General features: G+C 46.2%; 10 protein-coding genes. 6 read left to right on the top strand and 4 right to left on the bottom strand.

Features of this window, described 5'->3' with window-relative positions:
* Positions 1–257: 257 nt before the first annotated feature.
* Both AC0L6N_RS17050 and AC0L6N_RS17045 read right to left on the bottom strand, forming a co-directional pair.
* On the bottom strand, positions 258–2,828 hold the full coding sequence (locus AC0L6N_RS17050) for a glycoside hydrolase family 3 protein (RefSeq protein WP_473476234.1): 2,571 nt from the start codon (positions 2,826–2,828) through the stop codon (positions 258–260).
* Positions 2,829–2,849: 21 nt separating this feature from the next.
* Positions 2,850–4,112, bottom strand: coding sequence for a sugar MFS transporter (locus AC0L6N_RS17045; protein ID WP_473476232.1), 1,263 nt, complete (start codon positions 4,110–4,112; stop codon positions 2,850–2,852).
* Positions 4,113–4,317: 205 nt separating this feature from the next.
* On the opposite strand from AC0L6N_RS17045, the gene AC0L6N_RS17040 reads away from it, so the two are divergent.
* Genes AC0L6N_RS17040 through AC0L6N_RS17030 form a run of 3 tightly spaced genes read left to right on the top strand, consistent with a single transcriptional unit; the run spans position 4,318 to position 8,046 of the window.
* Positions 4,318–5,664 (top strand): GH1 family beta-glucosidase, encoded by a 1,347-nt coding sequence (locus AC0L6N_RS17040; protein WP_473476230.1) that lies wholly within the window; start codon positions 4,318–4,320, stop codon positions 5,662–5,664.
* A 16-nt stretch (positions 5,665–5,680) separates the two neighbouring features.
* On the top strand, positions 5,681–7,006 hold the full coding sequence (locus AC0L6N_RS17035) for a glycoside-pentoside-hexuronide (GPH):cation symporter (RefSeq protein ID WP_473476229.1): 1,326 nt from the start codon (positions 5,681–5,683) through the stop codon (positions 7,004–7,006).
* 41 nt (positions 7,007–7,047) lie between these two features.
* Positions 7,048–8,046: a LacI family DNA-binding transcriptional regulator gene (locus AC0L6N_RS17030; protein ID WP_473476227.1), complete on the top strand. Its 999-nt coding sequence runs from the start codon at positions 7,048–7,050 to the stop codon at positions 8,044–8,046.
* 94 nt (positions 8,047–8,140) lie between these two features.
* Here the strand turns inward: AC0L6N_RS17030 and AC0L6N_RS17025 are convergent, their stop codons facing one another.
* Complete coding sequence (locus AC0L6N_RS17025) at positions 8,141–10,558, bottom strand: glycoside hydrolase family 3 N-terminal domain-containing protein (protein WP_473476226.1); 2,418 nt, start codon at positions 10,556–10,558, stop codon at positions 8,141–8,143.
* Between the two features lie 286 nt (positions 10,559–10,844).
* Between AC0L6N_RS17025 and AC0L6N_RS17020 the strand changes: the two genes are divergently transcribed.
* From AC0L6N_RS17020 to AC0L6N_RS17010, 3 genes are all read left to right on the top strand, one after another.
* Positions 10,845–11,549: an NUDIX hydrolase gene (locus AC0L6N_RS17020; RefSeq protein WP_041714610.1), complete on the top strand. Its 705-nt coding sequence runs from the start codon at positions 10,845–10,847 to the stop codon at positions 11,547–11,549.
* Between the two features lie 134 nt (positions 11,550–11,683).
* Positions 11,684–12,835: a glycoside hydrolase family 43 protein gene (locus tag AC0L6N_RS17015; RefSeq protein WP_473476223.1), complete on the top strand. Its 1,152-nt coding sequence runs from the start codon at positions 11,684–11,686 to the stop codon at positions 12,833–12,835.
* A 127-nt stretch (positions 12,836–12,962) separates the two neighbouring features.
* Positions 12,963–14,363 carry a sugar porter family MFS transporter gene (locus AC0L6N_RS17010; RefSeq protein WP_011576447.1) on the top strand — a complete coding sequence of 467 codons (1,401 nt, stop codon included), beginning with the start codon at positions 12,963–12,965 and terminating at the stop codon, positions 14,361–14,363.
* A 532-nt stretch (positions 14,364–14,895) separates the two neighbouring features.
* Here the strand turns inward: AC0L6N_RS17010 and xylA are convergent.
* Positions 14,896–16,215 carry a xylose isomerase gene (xylA, locus tag AC0L6N_RS17005; protein WP_473476221.1) on the bottom strand — a complete coding sequence of 440 codons (1,320 nt, stop codon included), beginning with the start codon at positions 16,213–16,215 and terminating at the stop codon, positions 14,896–14,898.
* Between the last annotated feature and the right edge of the window lie 140 nt (positions 16,216–16,355).

Here is a 16,355-nt window from a genome sequence, read left to right as displayed (position 1 = left end):
CTTATGTAAGCGCTTTCATTTAGGTTAAGTTATTTGTTAATCCAGATCAACAAATAATTAACATCAAGCGTGATAACTTTTCGAAAATGCGGCAAGTTATCACCATTTTTTTTAAATAAAGCGGTCTGAAATAGTCATAATGCACTGATTATTGATAACTATTTTGCCGCTTGCCTTGTTTGCGTCACAAGACCTCGCATTTCGAAGTGCGAGGCCTTGTGTTACCTAGACTGTGGGCTGTAATCCGAGTGATTTAATTACTTAGCAGGGCAGCTTATGTCAGCATCACTGGCAGAGTCCGGTACTATGCGGATGTCAGACAGGGAAAGACTCATCGGGCCTTCTGAGCTGAGCGCAAAAGGGATCCCAACCTTGGAAAAGTCTATTGCGCTTAGGGTAAAACACGCTAAATCTACGCTCATGGTTTGCCATGTTTGTTTTTGTTTTAGGTTTGAGCTCAAATCTATGTCGCTAGCGCATGCTCCAGCGCAGTTAAGTTGTAACCATACAGGGGCGTTGATGGCAGAATTCACTTTGTAGTCAAACTGCATCACACTGCTTGCTTCGGTGTAGCTGCGCAAATCCTGTAGGAAGTCATGATAGATGCGCACCTGACCGGCATTTGGCTGTAACCAGTCTATTTTGAATGCATCTTCTTGAACGCGTCTGTCTATGGTTCTGAATTTAAGCCCACCATTTTCTAACATGCTACTGGCTACCGTTGCGCTTTTTTCTGCTGTCACCAGCGCCATTTTCCATGGGGCTTGAACACTTCTATCGTATATCGCAAGAGGTGTTAAGGCTTGGGCATTATCGTTTGCAACTTGCTCAGGAAGTGCCATATCCAAGGTGCTTTTGTCGCCATAATGCAAACCGAATCCGTAGGGTAGTAATGGCGAATCATTTGTATCGAAACGATTAATGTTGGTTTGGGTAGGGCTATTCGGCCATGAGAAAGACAGCTGACCGCTGAAGTCATGCTGAATGTCGCCGTTCGCTGAAGTGAATAATACATCTGCGACACCAGCGCCCTCTGTACCTGGCAACCAAGCAACCACGAACGCATCAGAGGCATTCAATTCAGGGTTAACCCACAGCGGGCGCCCGGTTAAAAACACCGAAACTACCGGTATACCTTGGGCTTTCAGTGATTTAAGTAAGGCTAAATCTGTTTTATTGCCGCGTTGATATTCTAGGTTGTCTAGGTCGCCATTGCCTTCTGCATAGGGCTGTTCGCCAAATACCACTATCGCCACATCAGGTTGCTGAGTGAATTTGCCATCAACTGCAAGCTCGACGTTACCATTTGCTTGAGTAACAGCTTGCTCAATGCCTTGATAAATTGAGGTACCGCCCGGGAAATCCTGGTTGGTGTTACCCGTGCCTTGCCATGTAATGCTCCAGCCGCCTGATTGTTGGCCGATATTATCCGCTCCCCCACCTGCTACGAGCACATTGGCACTAGGAGAAAGTGGTAAAACTTGCTGGTGGTTCTTCAATAACACAAGTGACTCACGCACAGCTTGACGGGCAACGGCTCGATGTTTAGGTGAGCCGATGATGTTTTTATTGCCTGATAAAACCCGTTCCGCTGGAGCAGGTTTATCGAACAAGCCAGCGCGAAGCTTAACCCGTAAAATGCGAGTGACAGCATCGTCGAGACGAGCTTGGCTGATCTCCCCTGATTTTACCTGAGCGATGGTGTTTTCCAGCAACGGTTTCCATGCGCCTGTTGGCACCATGTATACGTCAAGGCCGGCATTCATTGCCTGAGGGCAGCTTTCGTTACTGCAACCAGGAATCTGCCCATGGCCATTCCAGTCACCCACCACGAAGCCGTCAAAGCCCATGCGTTCTTTTAGCACTGAGGTCAGTAGGTAACGATTACCGTGAACCTTATCGCCATTCCAGCTATTAAACGATGCCATTACGGTTTGCGCACCAGCGGTTAAACCGCCCACGTATCCTTGGGCATGAATATCAAACAGGGTTTGCTCATCAGCAATATTGTTACCTTGATCGTCACCGCCCACCGTACCGCCATCACCAATGAAATGTTTAACGGTTGAGATAACCTGACGATCGCCAAGGAAGTTGCTGTTTGCACTGCCTTGTAAGCCTTTTACGATAGAGGCTGAGTAGTCTCTGACGATTTCAGGGTCTTCAGAATAGCCTTCGTATGTTCTGCCCCAACGGTCATCACGAACCGTGGCGACCGTGGGCGCGAAAATCCAATCTATGCCTGTGGCGAGCACTTCTTCTGCGGTGGCTTTGGCAATTTCTTCAATGAGTGCGGGGTTATGAGTCGCGCCCAACCCAATGTTGTGGGGGAAGAGTGTTGCGCCAATAACATTGTTGTGGCCATGTACTGCATCTGTGCCCCACATGGTGGGGATGGTTGAGCCATCTACGCTGTCATCAATGGATGCTTGATACATTTCCTCTGCTAAGCCAACCCAGTCACTGGGGTTAGCGTGTTTGTCGCCATTAGGGAATGCACCGCCGCCATTAAGATAAGAGCCAAACCCGTAGGTACGCATGTCTTCTAGCGTAATGTCACGGATTTCAGGTTGAATCGTTTGCGCCACTTTTTGCGCTAGTGTCATGGTGTTGAGAATATCCGCGACACGCTGTTCAATTTTATCGTCACGTTTAACCGCTATGTCTAACGTGGGCCAAATTTCGATGACGTTTGCGTTGTCTGTGCTGTCAGCTATTTTTGCCGTTGATGTGGTCACGTTTTCTGAAGTAGATTGGCTACAGCCGGCTAACAGCAGGCTCAGGGAGGTGGCCCCCAACATCAGCGCGTGATTAAATTTTAGGTTCATAATGGAAATCTCGTTAAAAAGTTAGACTGATGTTGATGGAGTTGGTTTTGAGCCTTGCACACCATAAAAAGCGATATACAAGTAACAAACCAGTGGCAATACAAAGGATAATTGCAGGCCAATACTGTCAGCTAATATGCCTTGCAGTACTGGCACAATCGCACCGCCGACAATGGCTAAACATAAAACGCCTGAGCCGCGACTGGTTAAATCGCCAAGGCCCGCTAAGGCTAAGCTGAAAATCGTTGGAAACATGATGGAGTTGAATAAGCCCACCATTAATATTGCCCACATAGCCAGCGAACCACTTGATGATATAGCTAAAGCAATAAGGCCCATGGCGCAAACACTGTTGAATGCGAGTAACTTGCCCGCTGGAATTTTTTGCATCACGGCGGCACCAATGAAGCGACCCACCATGGCACCGCCCCAGTAATAACTTAGGTAAGTCGCTGCGGTTGATTCGGCTAAACCTGCAACGTGTTGCTCGCCTAAGAAATTAACAATGAAACTACCGATAGACACCTCTGCACCCACGTAAATAAAAATACACACAGCGCCCAATGTAAGATGGCGATGTTGTAGTGGGCTGCCTGTCGTCGTGCTCTGGCTATTAGCTGTATCGACTGTTTCGGCAGGACTGGTGTCGGGCAGGGTTATTTTTAAAAAAATAATAGCGAGAAAAAACAGCACAGCGGCCAACATGACGTAGGGCAAAATAACACTGTCTGCCGTCATGTTACTTTCATCTATCACCGAGAAAATCAATATTCCGCCAATGATAGGGGCCAAAGTCGTACCCAAAGAGTTGAATGCTTGTGTCAAGGTGAGTCGGCTTGATGCTGTTTCTGGTTTTCCCAGTAGGGTGACAATCGGATTCGCCGCCACTTGCAAAATAGTGATGCCAGAGGCCAGCACAAATAAGGCGCTTAGGAATATCCAGTAGGCGTGGCTGGTGGCTGCAGGCACAAACAGTAAACACCCTATGCAAGCCACAAGCAAGCCAGCGCTAATACCTCGTTGAAAACCTATACGTTTAACTAACCAGCCAGCGGGTACAGACACCAAGAAGTAGGCACCGAAAAAGCAGAATTGAATTAACATAGCTTGGGTGTAACTGAGTGAAAATACACCCTTCAAGTGAGGAATAAGCACATCGTTCATGGCAGTAATAAAACCCCACATAAAAAACAACGAGGTTAAGGAGGTTAACGCAAAACGATAGTTGGGCGTCGCCGCGCCGTTTACTGACTGAGCGGGCACTGCGGTGGTTGGGTTTATCATGTTTTTTACCTGTCAGGTTAAGGTCAATTTAGCAAGTTGAGCTTGTTTTGTTGACCTAAGCGTAACAAAGGAATAACATAAATGTAAGCGCTTTCATTTGGTTTTTTATCTTTGCGTCAAATCAAATAAAGGTTTTGGTAACATCAGATGCGCAATCTGTATTCTTGTAATCTTATATTTACCCTAGGCAACGATTAAGTTAATTATGAAAATATCCCTCGCAGAATCTTCTCCACTCAACCAAGCCGACTTTACCTATGGTGTCGCTACCGCAGCCTTTCAAATTGAGGGGGCTGCCGATTCACGCAGACCGTGTATTTGGGATATCTTTTGTGCCACGCCAGACAAGATCAAAGACGGTTCTGATGGGCTAGTGGCATGTGATCATTTCAATCTTTGGCAACAGGATTTAGCGCTAATTGAGTCTCTTGAAGTAGACGCATATCGTTTTTCAATTTCTTGGCCGCGAGTGATAACACAAAGCGGTGAGTTAGACCCACAAGGCGTGGCGTTTTATATCCAGTTATTGGATGCCCTAAATCAGAAAAATATTAAGCCCTATGTGACGCTATATCACTGGGACTTGCCTCAACACCTAGAAGACAAAGGTGGGTGGCTGAATCGTGAGACGGCTTATCACTTTCGTGATTATGTAGATTTAATCACTCAAGCATTTGGGGATAGAGTTTTTTCATACTCCACCTTGAATGAACCCTTTTGCAGCGCGTATTTAGGATATGAACTGGGCATTCATGCTCCAGGTTTAAAAAGCAAAGCCTACGGCAAGCAAGCTGCGCATCACCTGTTGCTTGCGCATGGGTTGGGTATGCAAATACTTGCTAAAAACAGCCCAAACACCCTAAATGGTATCGTTTTAAATGTGAGCCCGTGCTACCCCAAAACCGATAGCGAGAAAGATAAAAATGCGGCATGGGCGGCGGATCAAAACCTGAACCATTGGTATGCCATGCCCGTGCTTGAAGGGCGTTACCCTGAGTCAATCAACACATTATCTAAAGAAGAACTACCGCCAGTGAAAGAAGGCGATATGGAGCTTATTTGTCAGCCGCTAGATTACCTCGGGCTTAACTATTATACCCGCGAGGTATATGAGGGGGTTGGTAGCAACGATAGGCATAAATGGGTTGACGAATCTCTGCCTTTTACCGAGATGGGCTGGGAGGTTTACCCACAGGGTTTGACTGACATCCTGTTGCAACTAAACAAACAATATACGCTTCCACCTGTGTACATCACTGAGAATGGCGCCGCCATGGCAGATACCTTCGTTGATGGGCAGGTACAAGATACCGATCGTATTGAGTATTTCCAAGGTCATCTGCAAGCCGTAAGCGATGCAGCCGAGCAGGGCGTCGATATTCGAGGCTATTTCGCTTGGAGTTTAATGGACAATTTTGAATGGGCCGAAGGGTACGAGAAACGTTTCGGAATTGTCTACGTAGATTATGATACACAGCAGCGCACCATCAAGGCCAGCGGGTTGGCATATCGAGATTTTATCAGTCGTCGCCACTTAGCTAAAAGCGCTTAGTCGCAAAGGAGTCAGCATGGTTAGCGTTAAAGAAAAAATTGCTTATGGGCTAGGGGATACTGCCAGTAACATTGTCTTTCAAACCGTGATGCTGTTTCTGTCATTTTTCTATACCGACATTTTTGGTATCTCACCGGCGGTGGTGGGCACGCTGTTTTTAGTGGTGCGTATTTTCGATGCAGTGACAGACCCTTTGATGGGGGCTATGACGGATCGCACGGAAACAAAATACGGTAAATTTCGCCCTTATTTACTGTGGTTAGCGTTGCCGTTTGGGGTGATAAGTGTCATGGCGTTCACCACACCTGACTTCAGTGAGCAGGGCAAGATGGTCTATGCCTTTGCCACATACGCATTGTTAATGATTGCCTACACCGCAATCAACATTCCTTACTCTGCACTGGGCGGCGTGATCACCGGGGACCCCAAAGAGCGCGTCTCTGTTCAGTCTTACCGATTCGTTTTTGGCATGCTTGGAGGCTTAATTGTCACGGCCTGCACGCTTCCTTTAGTGGAATGGTTTGGCGCGGGGGATAAAGCCAAAGGGTATCAGTTAACAATTGCCGCGATGAGTGCTGTTGGCGTACTGATGTTTTTAGTTTGTTTTGCCGGTACCAAAGAGCGTGTCGCTGCGCCGAAACAAGATTCTACATTTAAGCAAGACATGGCGTCGTTGTGGAAGAACGATCAGTGGCGAATTTTATCCGGCGTGGCCTTTTTTGTGTTGATTGGCATGGTAATGCGTAACACCTTAGCGATTTACTACGTTAAATACTTCTTACTACGGGAAGACTTAATTACCGCCTTTATTACCCTAGGCATGATTGGCAATATTATTGGTTGCGCGGTTGCCCCTAGCGTGGTCAAACGTCTGTGCAAAATCAAGGTGTACACTGGGGTATTGTTTATCGCAGCAGTCATTTGTGTAGGGAGTTATTGGGTCCAACCTGATCAGTTAATTTTAGCCTTTGTAGTTTATTTTATTGGTAATGTATTTCTGCAAATGGGCACGCCTTTGTTATGGGCTAAAATCGCGGATACGGTGGATTACGGTCAGTTCAAAACGGGTATTCGTATCACAGGTATGACGTACTCTTCGGTGGTGTTTTTCATCAAGCTTGGCCTTGCTGTAGGTGGCGCAATAGTAGGTTGGTTGTTGGCGTATTATGGTTACCAAGCTGATACAACCCAAAGCGCTGAAGCGGTTCAGGGCATACTATTGTCTTTTACTATTTTCCCTGCAGTGGCTTTTATCATTGTATCTTGGGTCATGAGTCGTTATAAACTTGACGATATTAGAGTGACGGAAATTCAACGGAGCATAGTCAAAGAGGCCGTTTGATATTTTCGAGCAAGGTATATTTGAGGTGAAAACAACAGGTTATGGCGACAATTTATCAAGTGTCAGAACTCGCGGGGGTGTCTTTAGCGACGGTATCTAGGGTGATGAATGGTGGTACCCGGGTCAGTGAAAAAACCCGAGAGAAAGTCACCAAAGCCATGGAGGCGCTAAACTATCGCCCTAGTTCTATTGCGCGCTCGTTGGCGTCAAATTGTTCTAATAGCGTGGGGATTTTAGTCTCTGAATTACATGGCCCTATTTACGGCGCCATGATGAGCGGCATAGAAAAGCAACTTCGCACGGCGGGCAAGCACGTTATTATCGCTGCTGGGCACAGTGATGCAGAAAGTGAAAAAGACGGTATCGAGTTTTTGATAGACCGTAACTGCGACGCACTTATTTTGCACGTTGAAGCAGTCAGTGACGAATACCTCATCGAGCTAGCTAAAACTCAACACGCCTTTATTCTAATTAACCGTTACATCCCGCAAATTGCTGATAACTGTATCAGTCTCAATAATCGTCGTGGGGGCTACTTAGCCACCAAGGCCTTGCTAGAAAATGGTCACCGTGACATTGCCTATATTTCAGGACCGTTATGGAAAATGGATGCCAGCAACCGTTACTTGGGGCATCAAGAAGCGCTCTCTGAGTTTGGCATTACCTGTAACGACGCGTTGCTGAGTGAAGGTAACTTCCAAGAGGAAGGGGGCAATGAATGCATGCTGGCGCTACTGAATAAAAATATCCCGTTTAGTGCCGTGGTGTGCGCCAACGATGAGATGGCCGCCGGTGCAATGCAGGCAGCGCGGGACAAAGGCATGGCCGTGCCTAACGATATATCGGTCATGGGGTTCGATAACGTATTGTTAGCCCAGTACATGTACCCGAAGTTGTCTACTGTAAATTACCCTGTGCAGGACATGGGGAAAATGGCTGCAAGTTGGATCTTAAAGAATATTTATCAGGCTAATCAACCCAACATCAGCCACGTGTTTGAGCCTGAGCTGGTTTGGCGTGACTCGGTTATTTCGCTTTAGAAGAGCATTGAGCGCTAGCTTGCGAATATAAAAAGAAAAAACGGCCATTCATGGCCGTTTTTTCATGTTTTGGCGTGTACTTTGTCGCGAAAGACTATTGCACACTCACTTTGGTCAAATAAGCTTTTTGCGCTTGTTGTATTTCACTAATTTCGCCAGTAATTTCAAATGTGTCTTCTAAACGTACATCATCTGAAGCACTGCCGATCATCAGCTTTATTTCACCTGGCTCGACCACAAAACGCATCTGTGCATCGTAAAACGCCAATAGATTGACCGGTAATTCGAATGTGACCTTCTTGCTCTCACCTGCTTTAAGTGCTACTCGCTTGAAGCCTTTTAGCTCTTTCACAGGGCGAGTCACACTGGAAAACACATCGCGAATATACAGCTGAGCTACTTCTTCGCCGTCAACATTGCCGCTGTTGGTTAGTGTAAAGCTTGCGCTTACAGTGCCGTTCGCTGTGGCATTTACGGCATCAATGGACAAATCACCATAGTCAAACGTGGTGTAACTCAACCCATGGCCAAAGGCGAATGCAGGAGCGGTGTCACCAAAAATATAACCACGCTTGGCGGATGGTTTGTGGTTGTAAAACACAGGTAGCTGACCAATCGTTTTCGGCAGGGTTAAGGGCAATTTACCACTAGGGTTTACGTCACCAAAGAGTACATTTGCTACTGCGGTACCCGTTTCTTGCCCTAAATACCAAGCTTCAATAATTGCAGGAGCGTCTTGATACAGGTTACCTAATGTAAGGGGGCGACCATTTGACAGGATCAGCACAGTCGGTGTGCCCGTGGCTAAAATCGCTTCAACCAGTTCGTGCTGTGTACCCAATAAATGCAATGAATCACGATCCCCTAAGTGATTTTCAGCCCAGGCTTCACGGGAGCTCCCTTCATTTGAGCCCACCACGACCACGGCGACATCGCTGCGCTTGGCCAGGGCAACTGCATCATCAATAAGTGCTTGAGCGTTGCTCAAATCGGCAAGCTTCATGTTCTCTTTGTTCCAGCGCTCTTTAGCGTAGCTTTGCGCTTTTACTGACGCGGGTGATGGGTCTTCAATGTCTTGTGTAATAAGGGCACCACGAGAAAACGCGACCTTGACGTTTTTACCTAATTTGTTACGCAATCCGTCTAGAATGGTCACCGTTTGACGTGGAATATCGCTGTAGCCTCCTAATAAGGTTTCATCAGCATGGGGGCCAATGACCGCCACGCTTTTTATTTTGGTTTTATCTAACGGAAGTACCCCATCATTTTTTAACAGCACCATGGCTTTTTCAGCTGTGGTCTGCGCTAAGTCACGGTGCGCTTGGCTGCCAACAATAGCGTTGACTGCGCTTTCATCTGTATAAGGGTTTTCGAATAAGCCTAATTTGAATTTCTCACGCAGAATGCGCGCCACCGCAGTATCGATTTTTTGCATGGATACTTTTTTGTCATTCACCAGTTTTTCAAGCAGAGGAAAGGCATCTCGGTCTGGCATTTCCACATCGACACCGGCATTCAGTGCCATGATAGCGGCATTTTCTTTGGTGCCCGCTAATCCGTGACGGGTGATAAGCTCATTGATCGCATAGTAATCACTGACTAGTAGGCCATCAAAGCCCCATTCATCGCGCAGAATATCGGTTAACAACATTTTATTTGCGTGAGAGGGAACGCCATCTATCTCGTTGTAAGACGCCATCACACTGCCTACGTGGGCTAATGTTACTGCTGCTTCAAAGGGAAATAAAAATACTTCGCGAAGGGCGCGTTCGCCAATTGGCGCGGGGGCGATATTTAAGCCGCCTGTCGGTTGGCCGTGTCCGGCAAGGTGCTTAAGCGTCGCCATAACACGATTTTCAGGAATATTTTGCTCATCACCTTGAAAGCCTTTTACAGCGGAAACACCTAACTCACCGATTAAATATGGGTCTTCGCCCATGGTTTCCTCTATCCGGCCCCAACGAGGGTCGCGAGCAACATCGAGAATTGGGGTCAGGGCTTGGTTGCCACCGCGGGCGCGCACTTCTTGCGCACTGGCTTGATATATATCGTAAATTAACTGTGGGTCCCATGTGCTGGCCATAGCAATTGCTTGTGGGAAACTCGTGGCCTCACTGGCGGCATGGCCATGTAACGCTTCTTCATGAAAAATTGCCGGAATGGATAAACGGGTGTTATTGATTAACCACTTCTGAATCGCATTGGTGTATTTAACGGTATCCGCGGGTGATAGATCTTCACTGGGACGAGCAATGTGGCCTATGCCCAATGGCAGTATTTTTTCGGCCTTGCTGGTCCTAAATGCACCATTTGGTCCTTTTAGTTCACGACCTTCGTGCCACACGGTTTGTAGCTGGGCGACTTTTTCTTGCAGGGTCATTTGACGCAATAAATCACTTACCCTTTGTTCGGTGGGCAAACTGGCGTCTTGGTAACCGCTGGCTGCAAGGCTATTAAATGCTAAGGAGGCCAAGCCCACAGCAAGCACGCTTTTGATCGAACACATTCTCATATTAAATCCCTATTTGGCACTGAAAGTAATGGGGGACGACGTTGGCACTCTTTGGTTGCCGGAATATCCCACGCTATTGACTAGTGTAACGAGATGAAATCATAATGGTCATTGTGACAATTTGTAAATCAATTATTATATTTTAGTAAAAATGCATTTTTTGTCTAAAAAACAAACAGAGGGCTGTTTGTTTACTGATTGTTAATAGAATGATTTTGTTTAAGATGCACTTTGATGTGTCTATCAATGTGTTTATTGGAAAATGTTAGAGCTTGGGGGAAAGCAATTGGATAAAAAAAACAATGACTCATCTAAGCCTCATATGATTGAAGCCTTGTCAGTAGATAATGTGGTTTTGGGAATTGAAAACGGCCGATTGATGGTGTTAACCGCAAAATATAACGCAGGATTAGCCCAAGGTCAGTGGGGATTATTAGGTGGATGGGTCTCGTACGATGAATCAATCGATAATGCGGCTAAGCGCATTTTGAAAATGATTACTGGCGTGGACGACATGTACCTAGAGCAATTTCGTGCATTCGGTGAGGTTCAGCGTTACCCAGCGGAGCGCGTTGTCACTATTGCTTATTATGCGTTGGTGCGCCCTGATTTATATAAGATGATGCCTGGCGGCACCGCGTCGCATGTTGAATGGTGTGATGTACATAATCTACCGACCTTGATTTACGATCACAGCACTATCGTTAAAGCTGTTTTATCTCACCTTAAAAACAAAGTTCGTCACGAACCTGTTGGCTTCAACCTATTGCCAGAAAAATTCACGTTATTACAGTTACAAGAAGTGTACGAGGCGATCCTAGACGTAAAACTCGATAAGCCGAATTTCAGACGAAAAATTTTGAAGATGAATCTTTTAATTGATTGTGAAGAAAAACAGCAGGGCGTGATGCACCGTGCTGCCAGCCTATATCGATTTGATATGGTGGTGTATCAAAAGCTCTGTGAGCACGGATTTAACTTTGAATTTTGATCAGAGCCAGATTGCGCTTTTTAATTCAGGCTTTACTATTTTTGTCATATAAGGGTATTTGAATGGGGTGTGCTAGACAGGGTTTGTCACATATGGTTAACATGACTATAACCAATTTATAGTAGGACATTACAGTGCACACACGTTATTTAACTCTATTGGCTTTAAGTGCCGCAATGCTTTCAGGTTGTTCAGAACAATCTAGCCACAAAGAAGCCGCAAGCGATACGTTGCAAACTACTGCGAGCTCGAACGCGCCTGCAACACATCAACAAAAAACGGCAAAGGTAGAGCACAAAGGCTTGGATGAGTATGGTTCTAAATCTTTACCTTTAGTCAGCAATATATATACCGCAGACCCTTCTGCACATGTGTTTGACGGTAAGTTGTATATCTACCCGTCACACGATTACGAGGCGGGCATCCCACAAAATGATAACGGTGATCATTTCGCCATGCGTGATTACCATATCCTGTCCATGAATGAAGTCGGCGGGGAAGTGACTGAACATGGCGTAGCGCTATCTGTTGATGATGTGCCTTGGGCGGGTCGTCAAATGTGGGCGCCTGATGCTGCCAGCAAAAACGGCCAGTATTACCTCTATTTTCCGTTAAAAGACCAACAAGATATTTTTCGTATCGGTGTGGCTACAAGTGATTCACCTGTTGGCCCGTTTACGCCTGAAGCAGAGCCAATGGCCGGTAGCTTTAGCATGGATCCCGCCGTATTTGAGGATGATGACCAACAGCACTATTTGTTCTTTGGTGGCATTTGGGGAGGCCAATTGCAGCGCTGGACAAAAGGTGAATACAGTTCCCAAGATGACTACCCTGCAGATGATGCACCAGCCCTGATGCCCAAGGCCGTGAAGCTAGCAGATAACATGGTGTCTATGGATGGTGAGCCACAAGACATCATGATTTTAGATGAAAGCGGCAAGCCCATTAAACAGGGGGATTTAGAGCGCCGGTTCTTTGAAGCCGCTTGGGTACATAAGTATCAAGGAAATTACTATCTGTCTTACTCGACTGGCGATACGCACAAAATTGTTTATGCCATGAGTGAGAACCTCATGGGGCCATATACCTTTAAGGGGGTGGTACTTGACCCCGTTATCGGTTGGACGAATCATCATTCTATCGCTGAGTTTCAAGGCAAATGGTATTTGTTCTATCACGATAGCACGTTATCAAAAGGGCAAACCCACTTACGGAGTGTGAAGATGGCAGAGCTGAAATATAACGAGGATGGCACGATTGTCCCTTACCAAGCTTATTATCAATAACGATATTTTTGCCTGAACCTGTGTTCAGGCTTTTTACTTAGTAACGCCCAATTCAAGCTTATAAGTTACCAATAAATAAAGCTTTAATCAGGCGTTATCCACCAGAGATATGAAAGAGGAATAGGTTTTGTCTCAAAATAACGAAAATACACTGATGATCATTCTTGTCAGTTGCGTTGCAACGATAGGGGGGTTCCTATTTGGCTTCGACAGCGGCGTCATAAATGGTACGGTTGATGGATTGCAAGGTGCATTTAATTCCGATAATGCAGGTACTGGCTTCAATGTATCAAGCATGCTGCTAGGTTGCGCTGTTGGCGCATTTAGTGCCGGGCGCTTAGCGGATAGATTTGGACGTCGCCCTTTGCTCATTACAGCAGCCATATTCTTTATTATCAGCGCTTGGGGCTCGGGTGTTTCAACGTCATCGATGGAATTTGTGGTTTATCGTATTCTGGGTGGTTTAGCCGTAGGTGCAGCGTCAGTCATGGCACCTGCCTATATCAGTGAAATTGCGCCGGCGCGTTTTCGTGGCACGTTGTCATCAGTGCAACAAGTGGCCATCATCTTCGGTCTATTTTCTGCTTTTGTGAGTAATTACTTTCTCGCGAATATTGCTGGCTCATCCACTGCCGAGTTTTGGATGGGCTATCAAGCATGGCGCTGGATGTTCTGGATCGAGCTAATTCCCGCAACGCTTTTTCTTGTGGCGTTAATGTTTATTCCAGAAAGCCCGCGTTATTTGGTAATGAGTAAAAACACTGAAAAAGCCAAGCGGGTGTTAAATGCCTTGTACGGCGATGCTCAAGGGCAAACCAAATTGCAAGAAATTGAAGCATCTCGTGAAACGCAAGGATCTAAGCCGAAGCTGACTGACTTGATTGACAAGGTGAGCGGTAAAATACGCCCTATTATGTGGGTCGGTATAGGTCTGGCTGTATTTCAGCAGTTAGTCGGTATTAACGTGGTGTTCTATTACGGCGCTGTTTTATGGCAGGCAGCTGGGTTCTCAGAGTCCGATGCGTTAATGATCAACGTGATAAGTGGTGCAGTGAGCATTGCAGCCGTATTTGTGACTATGTTCCTGATTGATAAAGTCGGGCGCAAACCCTTCTTGTTGATTGGTTCTGTGGGCATGACATTTGCTCTTGGCACCATGGTGTACATTTTTGCTAACTCCGGCCTTGATGCTAATGGCAACTTGAGTTTGGGAGATCAAGGCGTAATTGCACTTATTGCCGCAAATGCTTATGTGTTTTTCTTTAACCTGTCTTGGGGCCCTGTCATGTGGGTGATGTTAGGGGAAATGTTCCCTAATCAAATCCGTGGTTCCGGTTTGGCCGTGGCAGGCTTTGCTCAGTGGGGCGCTAACTTTATAGTGACCTTCACCTTCCCTATATTTTTGGCTTCTATCGGGCTAGCAGGTGCGTACAGCATATACGCACTCGGCGCTTTGATATCCATTGTCTTTGTGTTCAAGCTAGTACAGGAAACGCGAGGCAAAGAGCTGGAAGAAATGCAAGGCTAACCCGTACTGATTTACGCTTAAGAAAGCCGCTGCCTACAGCGGCTTTCTTTTATACGAACTATGTGTCTGGGGTTATTTCACCCACCGCTTTATCCAATACCCCCGCTTTATCCAATACACCCGCTGTATCGCGCAGCACAACACTTTCAACACTGCGCTTTTGCCATCAGCTATGCCCTGACCAATAACAATAATTATCTGCATAATTGAAGCGGGATAGGTGGGTACAGATGAACATGCATAGGCTTCTCTATTCGCTCTGGAATTCTTCGTTGACTCTAGGCAGTAACACTCTGTATCTAAGGAACTCTAGTTAAGTGAGTGCTTTGTACTAGCGACTTAAATGAATAGCGCATCGGTCGAGCAGCTCACTTTCGTGTGCTAATACGCAATCGAATTGATAGCAGGCAAAAAAATAGCCTAACGGGGGTTAGGCTAGTAGGGGGAGCGTATAAACAGGACACTGCTCAGGGGCGAGTCAAAGGCGTGGGAGTGGCCACGTCCTTGATTCAGCTACCCGTCATTAGGTTTTTTAGCCGTATAAAACGTTATTAACCTTGTTCTCTAATAACTCTTGCTGGCCACTGACGTGCTTAGGTTGTAGGTTCTTATCTACGCAGAGGTTAGCGAGTGACTCAAGGTTGAAATCGCCTCCTTGAATACCTTTACCTAGCTCGCCGTTCCAACCTGCGTAGCGATTGCTGACAGCTTGACCAAGGAAGTCATTTTCAATCATCAGCGCGGCTTTTTTCAAGCCCATTGCTAAGTGATCCATGCCGCCGATGTGGGCGATGAACATATCTTGTGGATCTGAGCTTTGACGACGCAACTTAGTATCAAAGTTAAAGCCACCAGATGTAAAACCACCCGCTTTAAGAATTTCATAAATAACCAATGACAATTCTTCAACGCTATTCGGAAATTGGTCGGTATCCCAACCTAGTTGAGGGTCACCTCGGTTGGCATCGATGCTACCAAATAAGCCAAGTGATATAGCCGTAGCGACTTCATGCTGGAACGAGTGGCCGGCCAAGGTGGCGTGGTTAGCTTCAATGTTCACTTTAAATTCGTTTTCTAAACCGTATTGCTTCAAGAAGCCATAAACAGTTGCGGTGTCGTAATCGTATTGGTGCTTAGTCGGCTCTTGAGGCTTAGGTTCGATTAGCAATAATCCTTTAAAGCCAATTTTATGCTTATGCTCAACAACCATGTTCATGAAACGACCGAGTTGCTCACGCTCTTGGCGTAAATCGGTATTTAGCAAGGTTTCGTAACCTTCACGACCACCCCAAAGCACGTAGTTTTCACCGCCTAATCGCTTAGTCGCATTCATAGCGTGCATTACTTGAGTCGCGCCATAAGTGAATACTTCAGGGTTCGGGCTAGATGCAGCACCGCTAGCATAACGTGGGTTACTGAACAAGTTTGCGGTGCCCCACAACAACTTAAGACCCGTTTCTTCTTGTTTGGCTTCTAGTACGTCAGTCATCTGAGCAAAGTTGTTAATGTATTCTTTAATTGAGTTGCCCTCAGGGGAAACATCAACATCGTGGAAGCAGTAATAAGGAATATTCAGCTTTGAGAAAAACTCAAATGCGACGTCAGCTTTTTCTTTTGCGCGCTGCATGGCATCACCTGCTTGCAGCCAAGGGCGATTAAACGTACCTGCGCCAAATACATCAGCGCCGTCCCAACAGAAGTTGTGCCAGTAACACGCCGCTAGGCGTAAATGTTCTTTCATGCTCTTGCCTAGCACCAGCTCTTCTGGGTTGTAATGGCGAAATGCTAATGGGTTATCTGAACTGGTACCTTCAAATTTTACTTTAGGGATATCTTTAAAATATTCAGCCATGAGGCTCTCCTGATTAATGCTGTTGACGTCTCATTGATACACCTCATCATCACAACTGATGGAGTGCGCCACAATTACGTTTTTTAGATTAACTTTTGTGTTTTGTTGGTTTTTAAAATGTCATTGAGCGCGATTTTTCC

Source organism: Paraglaciecola sp. G1-13, assembly GCF_055809255.1.
Note: the sequence above shows the minus strand (reverse complement) of the source record. Positions and strands in the feature narration are given on the sequence as shown.